The sequence below is a fragment of the Pseudomonas sp. PvP009 genome (genome assembly GCF_017832995.1).
In the GTDB taxonomy this organism is placed as follows: domain Bacteria; phylum Pseudomonadota; class Gammaproteobacteria; order Pseudomonadales; family Pseudomonadaceae; genus Aquipseudomonas; species Aquipseudomonas syringae.
In genome coordinates this window covers 5,459,402-5,474,308 of record NZ_JAFIBG010000001.1, presented here as the reverse complement: position 1 = coordinate 5,474,308, position 14,907 = coordinate 5,459,402, and the positions used below count along the sequence as shown (strand labels likewise).

At 60.0% G+C, this 14,907-nt stretch carries 15 protein-coding genes; 13 read left to right on the top strand and 2 right to left on the bottom strand.

Annotation, left to right across the window (positions count from 1 at the left end):
• The first annotated feature begins 153 nt into the window (after nucleotides 1–153).
• The 6 genes from JOE29_RS23565 (at nucleotide 154) to JOE29_RS23540 (ending at nucleotide 5,449) form a co-directional block, all read left to right on the top strand.
• Nucleotides 154–1,017 (top strand): YicC/YloC family endoribonuclease, encoded by an 864-nt coding sequence (locus JOE29_RS23565; RefSeq protein ID WP_003344441.1) that lies wholly within the window; start codon nucleotides 154–156, stop codon nucleotides 1,015–1,017.
• 13 nt (nucleotides 1,018–1,030) lie between these two features.
• Complete coding sequence (gene gmk / locus JOE29_RS23560; protein ID WP_003344442.1) at nucleotides 1,031–1,675, top strand: guanylate kinase; 645 nt, start codon at nucleotides 1,031–1,033, stop codon at nucleotides 1,673–1,675.
• Between the two features lie 147 nt (nucleotides 1,676–1,822).
• Complete coding sequence (gene rpoZ / locus JOE29_RS23555; RefSeq protein ID WP_003320174.1) at nucleotides 1,823–2,086, top strand: DNA-directed RNA polymerase subunit omega; 264 nt, start codon at nucleotides 1,823–1,825, stop codon at nucleotides 2,084–2,086.
• A gap of 60 nt (nucleotides 2,087–2,146) precedes the next feature.
• Complete coding sequence (gene spoT / locus JOE29_RS23550) at nucleotides 2,147–4,252, top strand: bifunctional GTP diphosphokinase/guanosine-3',5'-bis pyrophosphate 3'-pyrophosphohydrolase (protein WP_003313985.1); 2,106 nt, start codon at nucleotides 2,147–2,149, stop codon at nucleotides 4,250–4,252.
• Nucleotides 4,253–4,276: 24 nt separating this feature from the next.
• Nucleotides 4,277–4,657: a RidA family protein gene (locus tag JOE29_RS23545; RefSeq protein WP_003313984.1), complete on the top strand. Its 381-nt coding sequence runs from the start codon at nucleotides 4,277–4,279 to the stop codon at nucleotides 4,655–4,657.
• A 54-nt stretch (nucleotides 4,658–4,711) separates the two neighbouring features.
• Nucleotides 4,712–5,449: a lipoprotein gene (locus JOE29_RS23540; protein WP_003313983.1), complete on the top strand. Its 738-nt coding sequence runs from the start codon at nucleotides 4,712–4,714 to the stop codon at nucleotides 5,447–5,449.
• A 52-nt stretch (nucleotides 5,450–5,501) separates the two neighbouring features.
• Here JOE29_RS23540 and JOE29_RS23535 read toward each other — a convergent pair whose 3' ends face one another.
• Nucleotides 5,502–6,350 (bottom strand): SDR family oxidoreductase, encoded by an 849-nt coding sequence (locus tag JOE29_RS23535; protein WP_074953791.1) that lies wholly within the window; start codon nucleotides 6,348–6,350, stop codon nucleotides 5,502–5,504.
• 273 nt (nucleotides 6,351–6,623) lie between these two features.
• On the opposite strand from JOE29_RS23535, the gene JOE29_RS23530 reads away from it, so the two are divergent.
• The 7 genes from JOE29_RS23530 (at nucleotide 6,624) to JOE29_RS23500 (ending at nucleotide 14,204) form a co-directional block, all read left to right on the top strand.
• Nucleotides 6,624–7,064, top strand: a complete 441-nt coding sequence (locus JOE29_RS23530; RefSeq protein ID WP_024684047.1) for a hypothetical protein — start codon at nucleotides 6,624–6,626, stop codon at nucleotides 7,062–7,064.
• Between the two features lie 427 nt (nucleotides 7,065–7,491).
• Nucleotides 7,492–8,445, top strand: a complete 954-nt coding sequence (exbB, locus tag JOE29_RS23525; protein WP_099315427.1) for a tonB-system energizer ExbB — start codon at nucleotides 7,492–7,494, stop codon at nucleotides 8,443–8,445.
• A 3-nt stretch (nucleotides 8,446–8,448) separates the two neighbouring features.
• Nucleotides 8,449–8,874 (top strand): TonB system transport protein ExbD, encoded by a 426-nt coding sequence (gene exbD / locus JOE29_RS23520; RefSeq protein ID WP_002551495.1) that lies wholly within the window; start codon nucleotides 8,449–8,451, stop codon nucleotides 8,872–8,874.
• Nucleotides 8,871–9,617: an energy transducer TonB gene (locus JOE29_RS23515; protein WP_003313979.1), complete on the top strand. Its 747-nt coding sequence runs from the start codon at nucleotides 8,871–8,873 to the stop codon at nucleotides 9,615–9,617. The genes exbD and JOE29_RS23515 overlap by 4 nt, the downstream gene beginning before the upstream one ends.
• 92 nt (nucleotides 9,618–9,709) lie before the next feature.
• Entirely contained in the window at nucleotides 9,710–10,633 is a 924-nt protein-coding gene (locus tag JOE29_RS23510; RefSeq protein WP_002551493.1) for a hydrogen peroxide-inducible genes activator, read from the top strand.
• Between the two features lie 11 nt (nucleotides 10,634–10,644).
• The gene (gene recG / locus JOE29_RS23505) at nucleotides 10,645–12,720 is read left to right on the top strand and encodes an ATP-dependent DNA helicase RecG (RefSeq protein ID WP_003425918.1); all 2,076 of its coding nucleotides are present in this window, start codon (nucleotides 10,645–10,647) and stop codon (nucleotides 12,718–12,720) included.
• Nucleotides 12,721–12,806: 86 nt separating this feature from the next.
• The gene (locus JOE29_RS23500; RefSeq protein ID WP_096116782.1) at nucleotides 12,807–14,204 is read left to right on the top strand and encodes an aminoacyl-tRNA deacylase and HDOD domain-containing protein; all 1,398 of its coding nucleotides are present in this window, start codon (nucleotides 12,807–12,809) and stop codon (nucleotides 14,202–14,204) included.
• Nucleotides 14,205–14,266: 62 nt separating this feature from the next.
• On the opposite strand, the gene JOE29_RS23495 is transcribed toward JOE29_RS23500, so the two are convergent.
• Nucleotides 14,267–14,668, bottom strand: coding sequence for a GFA family protein (locus tag JOE29_RS23495; RefSeq protein WP_044312692.1), 402 nt, complete (start codon nucleotides 14,666–14,668; stop codon nucleotides 14,267–14,269).
• Between the last annotated feature and the right edge of the window lie 239 nt (nucleotides 14,669–14,907).

Below are 14,907 nucleotides of genomic sequence, written 5' to 3'. Positions count from 1 at the left end.
CACTTGTCACACTGTCGGATTGGGAGCCTGCGCTGCACTGCGCTACAATCCTGCGCCTCTACAGCCAGCCGGCTTTCACGACGCCCATGACCGCCACTTCTGCGCGTTCATGAACCGAACCACGCTTTGAAAGCGAACCAAGAGGTATTTCCCATGGTGCACAGCATGACTGCCTTTGCCCGAGTAGAGCGGGCCGGTGCCCAGGGCACACTGAGCTGGGAACTGCGCTCGGTCAACCACCGCTATCTTGAGCCACACCTGCGCCTGCCGGAGTCGTTCCGCGATCTGGAAGGCGCGATTCGCGAAGCGCTGCGTCAGGGCCTGTCGCGCGGCAAGGTCGAGTGCACATTGCGCTTTGTCGAAGAAACCGCCGGCAAGCCGCTGCAGGTGGACCTTGAACGCGCAGGCCAATTGATCGCCGCAGCCGAGTCGGTTGCCGGCTTGATCAAACAGCCCGCTGCATTGAACCCGCTCGAGGTGCTGGCATGGCCGGGCGTGCTGGTCGCCGATGCCAACGATCCGCAGGTGTTGAACACCGAGGCCCTGAAACTGTTCAATGATGCGCTGACCGAATTGAAAAGCGGGCGCGGACGCGAAGGCGCAGATCTGGCGCGGCTGCTCGACGAGCGTCTGTCCTCCATCGTCGAAGAAGTCGCCACCTTGCGCACGCTGGTGCCACAGATGCTCGCAACCCAGCGGCAGAAGGTGCTCGATCGCTTTGCCGACATGAAAGCCGAACTCGACCCTCAGCGCCTGGAGCAGGAAATGGTCCTGCTGGCACAGAAAAGCGATGTCGCCGAAGAACTGGACCGCCTCAGCACCCACGTCACTGAAGTGCGTCGCGTACTCAAGGCTGGCGGCCAGGCAGGACGCCGTCTTGATTTCCTGATGCAAGAGCTTAACCGCGAAGCGAATACACTGGGCTCCAAGGCCTTTGACCCACGCAGCACGCAGGCTGCCGTCAACCTTAAAGTGTTGATCGAGCAGATGCGTGAGCAAGTGCAGAATATTGAGTAAGGCTAAACCTGACATGACCCATATCACTGGCACCCTGTACATCATTTCCGCTCCGTCCGGCGCGGGCAAGACCAGCCTGGTCAAGGCGCTGATGGACGCTCAGCAAGAGCCTCAGCACGGCGCGCAGGCAAAGATTCGCGTCTCTGTCTCGCACACCACGCGCGCCATGCGCCCAGGCGAAGTGGACGGTGTGAACTACAACTTCGTCGATCGTGCCACGTTCCTGAGCATGATCGAGCACGGCGACTTTCTCGAGCAGGCCGAGGTCTTCGGCAACCTGTACGGCACGTCGCAGAGCCACCTGCAGCAGACGCTGGACGAAGGCCACGACCTGATTCTGGAAATCGACTGGCAGGGTGCGCGTCAGGTTCGTGCGCAGATGCCGCAGGCCCGCTCCATCTTCATTTTGCCGCCGACCCAGCAGGCCTTGCGCCAGCGCCTGACCAATCGCGGCCAGGACAGCGACGAGATCATCGAAGCGCGGATGCGTGAAGCGGTCAGCGAAATGAGCCACTACAACGAGTATGAGTACGTCGTGGTCAATGACGACTTTGCCGGCGCGCTGGAAGACCTCAAGGCGATTTTCCGCGCCAACCGCCTGACTCAACAGCACCAGCAAGAGCAATACAGCGAGCTTTTTCAGGAGTTGCTGGCTTGATCGAAACGTTTCCAGACATCAGGCAACAGGTTAAAAACATGCCGTTGGTGGCATGCCGCTTGATGACTGGTGCTGTCCGCTTGTAAACTACCGAGTCCGCTCGCCCATCCGGGCATCGCGCATCCGCATTTGCTACGAGGAATACCCATGGCCCGCGTAACCGTTGAAGACTGCCTAGAACACGTGGATAACCGCTTTGAGCTGGTCATGCTCTCTACCAAGCGTGCCCGTCAACTGGCAACCGGCGGCAAAGAACCAAAGCTGGCCTGGGAAAACGACAAGCCTACCGTTATGGCCCTGCGTGAAATCGCGGCTGGCGTAATGGATTACTCTGTAATCGCAGAAGCTGAAATCGTTGAAGATGAGCCATTGTTCGCAGCGTTCGAGGACGAGTCCAACGAGGCCGTCTAAGCCTATGCCAGGTCGACGTAGTACGGCGCAGGGTAAAAGCCATTGGCAAGGGGTAGCGCCTTGCCGAGCATAGACGCCCTCGCCGACAGACTGTCGGCCTACCTCGGCAAGGACCAGGTCAATCTGGTCCGCCGGGCGTATTTCTACGCCGAACAAGCCCACGATGGCCAACGCCGTCGCAGCGGTGAAGCCTACGTCACCCATCCTCTTGCGGTGGCGAACATTCTTGCCGACATGCACATGGACCATCAGAGCCTGATGGCTGCGATGCTGCATGACGTCATCGAAGACACCGGAATTGCCAAGGAAGCGCTCAGCGCCCAATTTGGCGAGACCGTCGCGGAACTGGTCGACGGGGTCAGCAAACTGACCCAGATGAATTTCGAGACCAAGGCCGAAGCCCAGGCGGAAAACTTCCAGAAAATGGCCATGGCCATGGCGCGCGACATTCGCGTCATCCTGGTCAAGCTCGCCGATCGCCTGCACAACATGCGCACGCTGGAAGTCCTGTCCGGCGAAAAGCGCCGGCGCATCGCCAAGGAAACCCTCGAAATCTATGCCCCCATCGCCAATCGCCTGGGCATGCACAGTGTGCGCATCGAATTCGAGGACCTGGGCTTCAAGGCGATGTACCCGATGCGCTCCTCGCGAATCAACCAGGCGGTCAAGCGCGCCAGGGGCAATCGCAAGGAACTGGTCAACAAGATCGAAGAGTCCCTGAGTCATTGCCTGGCCGTCGATGGCATCGAAGGCGACGTCAGTGGGCGGCAGAAACATCTGTATGGCATCTACAAGAAGATGCGCGGCAAGCGTCGCGCCTTCAACGAGATCATGGATGTCTACGCGTTCCGCATCATCGTCGACAAGGTCGACACCTGCTATCGCGTGCTCGGCGCTGTACATAATTTGTACAAGCCACTGCCCGGTCGCTTCAAGGATTACATCGCGATCCCAAAGGCCAACGGCTATCAGTCCCTGCATACCACCTTGTTCGGTATGCATGGCGTGCCTATCGAGATCCAGATTCGCACTCGCGAAATGGAAGAAATGGCCAACAACGGCATCGCAGCGCACTGGCTATACAAATCCAGCGACGACGAGCAGCCCAAGGGCACTCATGCTCGAGCCCGACAGTGGGTCAAGGGCGTGCTGGAAATGCAGCAGCGTGCTGGCAACTCCCTGGAATTCATCGAAAGCGTCAAGATCGATCTGTTCCCGGACGAGGTTTACGTTTTCACGCCCAAAGGCCGAATCATGGAGCTGCCCAAAGGCTCCACAGCGGTGGATTTCGCCTACGCGGTACACACCGATGTCGGCAACAGCTGCATTGCCTGCCGGATCAACCGCCGACTGGCGCCGCTTTCCGAACCGCTGCAAAGTGGCTCGACCGTCGAGATTGTCAGCGCCCCCGGCGCACGTCCGAATCCGGCCTGGCTGAACTTCGTCGTCACCGGCAAGGCGCGCACCCACATTCGTCACGCGCTCAAGCTGCAACGCCGCTCCGAGTCGATCAATCTGGGCGAGCGCCTGCTGAACAAGGTGCTCAACGGCTTTGAATGCAACCTCGACAAGATCGGTCAGGAGCGCATTCAACTGGTGCTCAACGAATACCGGGTCGAAGTGCTGGAAGACCTGCTCGAAGACATCGGCCTGGGTAATCGCATGGCTTATGTCGTTGCCCGCCGCCTGCTGGGCGAAGGCGATCAGTTGCCAAGCCCTGAAGGCCCGCTGGCGATTCGTGGCACCGAAGGTCTGGTGCTCAGCTACGCCAAATGCTGTACACCAATCCCGGGCGACCCGATTGTCGGCCACCTGTCTGCAGGCAAGGGCATGGTTGTACACCTGGACAACTGCCGCAACATCAGCGAAATCCGCCACAACCCGGAAAAATGTATCCAGCTGTCCTGGGCCAAGGACGTGACGGGCGAATTCAACGTCGAGCTGCGTGTCGAACTCGAGCATCAGCGCGGCCTGATCGCGCTGCTGGCCAGCAGCGTCAACGCGGCGGACGGCAATATCGAAAAAATCAGCATGGACGAACGCGATGGTCGCATCAGCGTGGTCCAACTGGTGGTCAGCGTGCACGATCGCGTGCACCTGGCTCGTGTGATCAAGAAACTGCGCGCCCTGACCGGTGTCACACGCATCACCCGGATGCGCGCGTAGGCCATCCCATTATCAGGAGTTCTCATGACCAAGACTGTCATCACCAGCGATAAAGCCCCTGCGGCCATCGGCCCTTACTCACAGGCCATCAAAGCTGGCAATACCGTCTACATGTCCGGACAGATCCCGTTGGACCCGAGCACCATGGAACTGGTCGAGGGCATCGAAGCCCAGATCACTCAGGTTTTCGAAAACCTCAAGTCGGTTGCCGAAGCAGCGGGCGGATCTTTCAAGGACATCGTCAAACTGAACATCTTTCTGACCGATCTGGGCCACTTTGCCAAGGTCAACGAGCTGATGAGCGCCTACTTCACTCAGCCTTATCCGGCCCGCGCAGCTATCGGCGTTGCGGCCTTGCCGCGTGGCGCCCAGGTTGAAATGGACGCGATTCTCGTCATCGAATAAATCCCCGACGGAGCGCGCCTTGCGCTCCGTTCTCCCTGAAGGAAGGAATCCGTTATGCGCTCCGCGCTCGCCATCTCGCTGCTCGCCGTCATTCTAGGCGGCTGCGCCAGCCACGCCGACCGCAATCCGGACGGCACGTGGATCAACCAGACCGCCATCGACGCCGCCGTCAAGCAAGGCAACTTGCGTCAGGCCCTGCTCGCCAACGGTCCCAACCTGGAGTGGAAAATCAACTCCAAGGCCAACCAGGCCATTTACTCCAATGGCTTCGAGTTGGGCGAAGGCAAAATTGTCAGCGCTGCCGAAGGCAAGCTGCACGTCGACTTCTACGGCAACTTCTTCGAAGACCTGAGCGTCAAGGGTGACGAACTGGTCCAGGCGGCCAGCGAGTCAGGCCCTGAACAGCACTTCCAGAAGCCCGAAGATCCGGCCCCGGACGGCGCTCAGCCAGGCAGCAGCTTCGAGAAAGCTCTATATGGCGCCTACATGGGCGGCAAGTGGACGGTCGTCGAGGGTGACGGTCAGGGCAGCACTGTGCAATTCATGCCTGATGGCAGTGTGCAGGGGCTTCCGGAAAACGATCGTTACGCGCTCTGCCTGGCAGGCGATTGTGCCGCCATGAGCGGCGAATACGACAGCATGTGGCTGGAGAAAGCCGAGAAAGGCAACCCGTGGATTTTCGCCCGCAAAGGCAAGCAGCTGGAGATATTCCAGGCTGTGAACAACGCCGGCGCGGACCAGATGCCCGAGCTGCGTCCCGGCCCACGTCGCTGGTTGCTCGAACAGCAGTAAGCGATTCAGGCATCAGGAGCGCCCTTCACAGCGCTCCTGATCGACCGCTGTTTTAGCCCAGCAAAGCCGCATAACCTGCTTTATAGTCAGGGTAAATCGGCGACCATCCTAATGCCCGCGCCCTGGCATTACTGCAACGCTTGCTGCCCACGCGCTGCACGCTGACCTCCTCCGACCATTCGGTCACCCCCAGATACGCACGGATCCACGCCACCACATCGGCCAGCGCGGCCGGATCGTCGTCGACGCCCAGGTAGCAACTCTCCAGCGCAACGCCGCGTTGATCCGCCAGCAGCACGTGCTCCAGCAGACCGGCCGCATCGTCGGCATGAATGCGATTGGCGTAGACCGGCGGATCGATCCTCACGCTGTGCCCCTGACGGACACGGTTCGACAAGTCACTGCGACCTGGGCCGTAAATACCGGTCAGTCTTACCGCCGTGGCCGGAAACCCGCTGTTCAGCGCGACCTGCTCGGCTTCCAGCATCACCGTGCCGGTGTAGTTGCCGGGCTCGGTGGCGGAGGTTTCATCCACCCACTCCCCATCCTGCTGACCGTAGACACCGCTGCTTGAAACGAAGATCAAGCGCTTTGGCCGCTGCCCGGTCTGCTCGAGCCAGCTCAACACATTACGCAGGCCCTCGACGTAAGCCATCCGGTAACCCGCTTCGTCACGCTGCGAGGGGGTCGCGCAATACACCACATAGTCCAGTGCCGCATCAGGCCACTGGGCAGGTTTGGGCGTCTTGAACAGATCGCCCGCCACACCGTGAACACCGGCAGGAAGCTCGGAAACAGTGCGCCGCAGCCCATGCACGGTCCAGCCGTGAGGCAGCAGGCGAGTAGCGAGTCGCGAACCAATGTCGCCACAGCCGGCGATCAGAAGCGAAGGTGCAGTCATTCGGTATCTCCAGAAAAGGCGGTGTCAGTATCGTTAAAAACGCTCATCGAAACGCGACACTCGAAACAAAGCTGTAAACAGATGTAAGCATCCAGCGCTGTGCCCCTATGCGATCACGCTGGTGACTCGTCGTTCCCGAACCTGGGGTTCGAGCATTTTCAGACGACCCCGTGTTAAGCGCAAATCACGCGGCTACAATGCGCGCCTTCAACAGGATTGGCGAAGATTCACATGCGATGGAAAGACATAAAAATAGGAGACCGGACATTCTCCATGGCGCACCTTCAGCCTTTTGATCTGGTGTTTAACGTTGCGCAGGAACAGGTCACCGTCAAATTCGAGTTCGGTTTGCACTGTTTTACAGATGACAAGGGCAATGGCCACCTCATCCATTACAGAGGGGAGCGCCGTTACTTTTGCAGCGAGCGCTACAATTGCAGCACCCAGTTGGTGGAGTACATCCAGAAACGCTTTTTTCAGGGGCTGGCCGTTCCGTTTTATACGGAAAACAGCCAAAGGTATTTTTGCCTCGACCTGCATGACTATGCGATTTTTTTCTCGATCAGCAAGCCACAAGACACCGCCAACCTTCTGAAGCTTCGCGTTATCTCAGCGTATGAAGTCGCTACATGGGGTCGGTCTACCCTGCCGAAAGGGAAGCCTCATAACGTTCGCTACATCCTTGAGATGCGCAACGCCGGAAAACCCGTATAGCGAAAAGCAAAAAGCCCCGTTGACGAAGCAACGGGGCTTTTTGTGAATCTCAATATCGGCCTGTCCTTTTGCAGTTGCCTGCTTATCCCGCTCACTGGCTGGGAGTGACGTGAGTCACCGAAATCGACACCCCTTGCTGCCAAGGTTCCGGTCTGTGTCGACAGCGCAATGTTAACGCTCGCATCAAATTTGATCAACCGATGCTTTCGCAGCTTCCCTTGGCTTCTTCTCGTAGCCGAAGCCATTCGTGCCTAAAAACGCTCATCGACAGGCAAGCGTTCGGGCGAATATGTAAAAAAGATACTGTATTACTTTTGTTAACAAGAACGATTTGCAATAATGGCGGCCCATTCGTTCCCCGTGAGCGTCGACAGCACCACGCGACGCACTGGAACCATCCCCTTTTTTCCTCTCAGGTCCGGCCAGCATGAAACGCATTCAATCAATCGCTTCGCCTACCCAGATGCCTCGCCTGCCTCGTGCATGGCGCAGTATCGCAGCCCTTGTCTTGAGCCTGATGTTCGTCCCCATGGCACTCGCGGATCAATCGGCTCCGACCGCGGCCCCTGCGACCTCCACCGCACCTGCGGCAACGGCACCTGCCGCACCTGACGCAGCAGCCCCGGTGCAGACCATGGAACCCGCCGCCGAAGACAACAGCCTGGGCATGGCGCATGACCTGTCGCCGTGGGGCATGTATCAGAATGCCGACGTGGTGGTCAAAGCGGTCATGATCGGTCTGGCCATCGCCTCGATCATTACGTGGACCATCTGGATCTCCAAGGGTTTCGAGCTGCTGGGCGCCAAGCGCCGGTTGCGCGGCGAAATTGCCAACCTGAAAAAAGCCCGCTCCCTGTCTGAAGCGAGCGCCACCGCCAGCACGGAAGGCACCCTCGCCCACTTGTTGGTGCACGACGCCCTCGAAGAGATGCGTCTGTCGGCCAACAGCCGCGAGCGTGAAGGGATCAAGGAGCGTGTCAGCTTCCGCCTCGAGCGCCTGGTCGCCGCCTGTGGCCGCAACATGAGCATGGGCACCGGCGTGCTGGCGACCATCGGTTCGACTGCGCCGTTCGTGGGTCTGTTCGGTACGGTATGGGGCATCATGAACAGCTTCATCGGCATCGCCAAGACCCAGACCACCAACCTCGCCGTGGTCGCACCCGGCATCGCCGAAGCCCTTCTGGCCACGGCGCTGGGCCTGGTCGCGGCGATCCCTGCGGTGGTGATCTACAACGTCTTCGCCCGCTCCATCGCCGGTTACAAGGCTCAGGTGTCCGATGCCTCGGCACACGTCCTGCTGCTGGTCAGCCGCGATCTGGATCATCTGCCAGAGCCGTCCGAGCGCAATCAACAACAACCGCACATGGTCAAGGTGGGCTAACACGTGGGCCTGCATCTTAACGAAGGCGGCGACGATCTCGCCGAGAACCATGAAATCAACGTGACGCCGTTCATCGACGTCATGCTGGTGCTGCTGATCATCTTCATGGTGGCTGCGCCGCTGGCGACCGTAGACATCAAAGTCGATCTGCCAGCGTCTACCGCCACACCGCAGCCCAGACCCGAGAAGCCGATCTTTCTCAGCGTGAAAACCGACAAGAGCCTGTACCTGGGCGAAGAGAAGGTTGCCCGCGAGCAGATCGGCCAGGTGCTGGACGCCCGCACCAAGGGCAAGAAAGACACCACGATCTTCTTCCAGGCCGACAAGGGCGTGGATTACGGCGATCTGATGGAGGTCATGAACACGCTTCGGGGTGCGGGTTACCTGAAGGTCGGTCTGGTGGGTCTTGAGACGGCTGGTAAGAAATGATCAGTACGCGCCAAAAACTGACGCGCTATAGCGGTAGTCTGTTGTTGGTGCTGGCCGTGCACGCCATCGCAATCATTGTTGCCGTTCGCTGGCCTGCCCCGCAGCCTGTCGAATTGCCACCGGCCGCCATGATGGTCGAACTTGCGCCAGTGCCCGAACCCGCTCCGCCACCACCGCCCAAGGTCGTTCAGCCGCCTCCGCCGCCAGCCCCGGAGGAGCCGACACCGGTGCCGGAAGTCGTGCAGGCGCCGAAGCCGGAAATCGTGGTGCCCAAGAAGGTCGAGAAGCCCAAGCCCAAACCGCAGCCGCCAAAGCCGCAGAAGAAGCCTGAGCCGCCCAAGGAAAAGCCTGCCGACGAAAAGCCGGTCGATACACCGCCGACCACGGCGCAACCGGCAAAGCCGGTGGCTCCCAAGCCTGCTCCTGCACCTTCGCCACCCAGCAACGCATTGCCGAACTGGCAGGGTGATTTGCTCGGTCATCTGAGCAAGTACAAGAAGTACCCTGAGGATGCACGCCGTCGTGGCATGCAGGGTGTTGCTCGTTTGCGCTTCGTGGTGGACGCTGACGGCAACGTGCTGTCCTACTCGATTGCCAACAGTTCAGGCAGCTCGGCGCTGGATCGAGCGACCATGGAAATGATCCGTCGCGCTCAGCCATTGCCCAAGCCGCCTAAGGAAATCCTCAATAACGGCACCATTGAAATCCTCGCACCGTTCGTTTATTCGCTGGATAAACGCTGAATTGTACTTTTGTTACTCATAAGTACTTCTGATAACGTGCGTCTATCGATTGCACCCGCTATGCTGGGGTCGCAACTTCATGGACGCACGTTATGACTCTTACAGAATTGCGCTACATCGTTACGCTCGCCCAGGAGCAGCACTTTGGCCATGCGGCGGAACGCTGTCATGTCAGCCAGCCAACGCTGTCGGTGGGTGTCAAAAAACTCGAAGACGAACTCGGCGTGCTCATTTTCGAGCGCAGCAAGAGCGCTGTGCGCCTGACACCGGTCGGTGAAGGCATCGTTGCACAGGCGCAGAAAGTGCTTGAGCAGGCCCAGGGTATTCGCGAACTGGCCCAGGCCGGCAAGAACCAGCTGACCGCCCCGCTGAAAGTCGGCGCGATCTACACCGTCGGTCCTTACCTGTTTCCTCACCTGATCCCGCAACTGCACCGGGTCGCCCCGCAGATGCCGTTGTACATCGAAGAAAACTTCACGCATGTGCTGCGCGACAAGCTGCGTAACGGTGAGCTGGATGCCGTCATCATTGCCTTGCCGTTCAACGAAGCCGACGTGCTGACCCTGCCGCTTTACGACGAACCGTTCTCTGTCCTGATGCCGGCCGACCATCCCTGGACTCAGAAAGAGACCATCGATGCCTCGGCGCTCAACGACAAGAGCCTGCTATTGCTGGGCGAAGGTCACTGCTTCCGTGATCAGGTCCTGGAAGCCTGCCCGACGCTGGGCAAAGGCAACGAAGGCGCCAAGCACACGACAGTAGAGTCCAGCTCGCTGGAAACCATTCGGCACATGGTCGCCTCCGGGTTGGGCATTTCGATCCTGCCGCTGTCGGCAGTCGACAGCCACCACTACGCGCCCGGCGTGATCGAAGTCCGCCCGCTGACGCCGCCCGTGCCTTTCCGCACGGTCGCCATCGCCTGGCGTGCAAGCTTCCCGAGACCCAAAGCCATCGAAATCCTCGCTGACTCTGCACGTCTGTGCTCGGTGGCACGTCCGAAAACAGTCGCTAGCTAGGCAGAACAGAAATGAGCGAGCTTTCCAGGGTCTCGGTCACGGCGCTCAAGGGTGTCGGCGAAGCGATGGCAGAAAAGCTGGCCAAGGTCGGCCTGGAAACCCTGCAGGATGTGCTGTTCCATCTGCCGCTGCGTTATCAGGACCGCACGCGCATCGTACCGATCGGTGCGTTGCGTCCTGGTCAGGATGCCGTCATCGAAGGCGTGGTCAGCGGTGCCGATGTGGTGATGGGCAAGCGCCGCAGCCTGCTGGTCCGGCTGGGCGATGGCACCGGCGTCGTCAGTCTGCGCTTCTACCATTTCAGCAACGCCCAGAAAGAAAGCATGAAGCGTGGCACGCACCTGCGTTGCTTCGGCGAAGCGCGTCCCGGAGCTTCAGGACTGGAAATCTATCACCCGGAATATCGGGCGATTACCGGTGATGAGCCCGCGCCCGTCGAACAGACCCTCACGCCGATCTACCCGACGACCGAAGGCCTGACCCAACAGCGTCTGCGCCAGCTGTGCCAGCAAAGCCTGGCCATGCTCGGCCCCAAAAGTCTGCCGGACTGGCTGCCTGAAGAGCTGGCCCGAGATTATCAGTTGGCCCCGCTGGATGATGCGATCCGTTACCTGCATCACCCGCCGGCCGATGCCGACGTGGAGGAGCTGGCCCTCGGGCATCACTGGGCGCAGCACCGACTGGCTTTCGAAGAACTGCTGACTCACCAGCTTTCCCAGCAACGCCTGCGTGAAAGCCTGCGTTCACAGCGCGCACCGGCATTGCCCGTTGCGAAAAAACTGCCGAAACAGTTTCTCGCCAACCTCGGCTTTGCCCCCACCGGCGCGCAGCAGCGTGTCGGCAAGGAAGTCGCCTATGACCTCAGTCAGCCTGAGCCGATGCTGCGGCTGATTCAGGGCGACGTAGGGTCGGGCAAGACCGTGGTTGCTGCGCTGGCTGCATTGCAGGCACTGGAAGCGGGTTATCAAGTGGCGCTGATGGCGCCCACCGAGATTCTCGCCGAGCAGCACTACATCAACTTCCAGCGCTGGCTTGAGCCCTTGGGCGTGGGTGTGGCATGGCTGGCGGGCAAGCTCAAAGGCAAGGCGCGCGTCGCGTCTCTGGAGCAGATCGCCGGCGGCACACCCATGGTGGTCGGCACCCATGCGCTGTTTCAGGACGAAGTGCAGTTCAAGAACCTGGCGCTGGTGATCATCGACGAGCAGCACCGGTTCGGCGTGCAGCAACGCTTGGCGCTGCGCAAAAAGGGCGTTGGTGGCCTGATGTGCCCGCATCAATTGATCATGACCGCCACACCGATCCCGCGCACGCTGGCCATGAGTGCCTACGCCGACCTGGATACTTCGATCCTCGACGAACTGCCGCCGGGCCGGACTCCGGTCAATACCGTGCTGGTTGCCGACAGTCGCCGCCTTGAAGTCGTGGAGCGTGTGCGCGCCGCCTGCGCAGAAGGTCGCCAGGCCTACTGGGTGTGCACGCTGATCGAAGAATCCGAAGAGCTGACCTGCAAGGCCGCTGAAACCACGTACGAAGAATTGAGCAGCGCGTTGGGTGATGTGCGCGTCGGGCTGATTCACGGGCGCATGAAACCCGCAGAAAAAGCCGCGATCATGGCCGAGTTCAAGCAAGGTGCGCTGCAATTGCTGGTGGCGACGACGGTCATCGAAGTCGGTGTCGACGTGCCGAACTCCAGCCTGATGATCATCGAGAACCCCGAGCGCCTCGGCCTGGCGCAATTGCACCAGTTGCGCGGCCGCGTCGGGCGCGGCAGCGCGGTGAGTCATTGTGTGCTGCTCTACCATCCGCCGCTTTCACAGATCGGACGGCAGCGGCTGGGCATCATGCGCGAAACCAACGACGGTTTCGTCATCGCCGAAAAAGACCTCGAACTGCGCGGCCCTGGCGAAATGCTAGGTACCCGACAAACGGGCCTTCTGCAGTTCAAGGTCGCCGACCTGATGCGCGACGCAGACCTGCTACCGGCCGTACGCGACGCGGCTCAGGCGCTGTTGGAGCGCTGGCCGCAACACGTCAGCCCGCTGCTCGACAGGTGGCTGCGTCATGGCCAGCAGTATGGTCAGGTGTGATGCAGACTATGCTTTGCAAACCGCGTGCGACCCAAATCGAATAACGTGGTTATACTTCAGAAAATGTAGGAATTTGGACATAGCTCATGACAGAAGTCGCCCAAGTCAATGATCCGCACCATGCGCCGTCGGTAATCCGGCAGTTGCTTGAAAAATTGGCTATCAGCTACAACGAAGTCGTGGACGAAAAAAACCTCCCTCCAGCGCGCAAGGTGCAGGCTGTGCTGGTCGAGGACGCTGTCGGTGCATTGCTTATCCTGTTCCCGCAAAGCCAGTTGCTCGACCTCTCTCGCATCACCGAGCTGACCGGCCGCAAACTGACCGCCGTGCCGCACGAGCGGCTGGCGCGCATGCTCACCAAGCACAACCTGCGCGTACTGCCAGGTCTCCCGGCGCTGACCAGCTCACCGTGCCTTTACGACGAGCGCTTGCTTCAGGAGCCAACCCTGTTGGTGGGTTCGGGCGAGCCTGGGGTCCTGCTGGAAATCAGCAGCGACGACTTCAAGGGCATGCTGAGCAAGGCCAGCGCCGCGCACTTTGGTCAACCGGTGGCGACGATCCGGCCAAACCTCGATCGTCCTGACGACGATCCTGCAGAAATCACTCAGGCCATGCATGCCTTTACAGCGCGCCGCATCCAGCAGCGTCTGGAGGCGACCCTGGAGATTCCGCCGCTGGCCGGCACTGCGCAAAAAATCATCAAACTGCGTGTCGACCCCGATGCGACCATCGATGACATCACCGGCGTCGTCGAAACCGATCCAGCGCTGGCCGCTCAGGTCGTCAGCTGGGCCGCTTCGCCGTATTACGCGTCGACCGGCAAGATTCGTTCGGTCGAAGACGCAATCGTCCGCGTACTGGGCTTCGATCTGGTGATCAATCTGGCACTGGGCCTCGCACTGGGCAAAACCCTGAGCCTGCCCAAGGATCAGCCACAACAGACCACGCCGTACTGGCAGCAATCCATCTATACCGCTGCCGTCATCGAAGGCCTGACCCGCGCCATTCCGCGCGCCAGCCGGCCGGAGGGTGGTCTGAGCTACCTCGCCGGCTTGCTGCATAACTTCGGTTACCTGCTGCTGGCGCACGTGTTTCCACCGCACTTCACCCTGATCTGCCGGCAACTGGAAGTGAACCCGCATTTGCACCACAGCTTTATCGAGCAGCACCTGCTGGGTATCAGCCGCGAGCAGATCGGTGCGTGGCTGATGCGCTATTGGGACATGCCGGATGAGCTCTCCATCGCATTGCGTTTCCAGCACGACCCGCACTACAAGGGTGAGCATCACGTCTATGCCAACCTGGTCTATCTGGCAGTGCGCCTGCTGCGAGCCAACGGTATCGGCTCCGGTCCCGAGCAGGATATCCCGGACGAACTGTTCGACCGCCTGGGACTGACGCGCGACAAAGCCAACGAATCAGTGAAAAAAGTGCTCGAGGCCGAAGTGCTGCTGCGTGAACTGGCGTCGCAGTTCAGCAAGTAACCTGCGGATGTAACGTACGAATAGTGCCGAAGGCTACGGCCTTGGCACTCTCCCCTCAAACCTTAGAAAGGCTCGCCTTCAACCCCCGGCAGGTGCGCATCCAGGCGTAGCCATGGAAGCCGGTTCTCTATCCAGATGTGTCGAGAGGGCGCAGCCAGCTCAGGTTGGTCAAGCGTCGCAATGGTGACGTCGATCTCGTCAGGGCTGTTGCGCGTGAACAACGCCAGATGAGCGCCGCACTTGCCGCAGAAATAGCGGACGCAGCTGGGTGCAGAGTCATAAGCGCAGGGGCTGCCCGTCAGCCACGTGAACGAAGCCAGCGGCACACTTATCCAGGTGACGACCGTTGCACCCGAGGTGCGTCGACAGATGGAGCAATGACAGTGAGCGATGTCCCGCAACGGCGCATCGAACTGGTAACGAAGCCCGCCGCAATGGCAGCCACCCGAGTGTATCTCGCTCATCCGTGCTTCTCCCCCGTTCATGCCCATATCCCTTCGGACAATAAAATTCCCGCAACTGCCGAATGAAAGGTCGGTGAAAGCTTGGCCAATTAGCATCAGCCCACTTCCGGCAAAAAGACCGGTTAGCCAGGAACGGACTCCGAGGTGTTTCAGGCCCAATTAACAACAATAATGGTGATTCCGATGCTTCCTGACTTCTCGCTCCACACTCTCCTTGCGCCCCCACTCCACGTACCGAT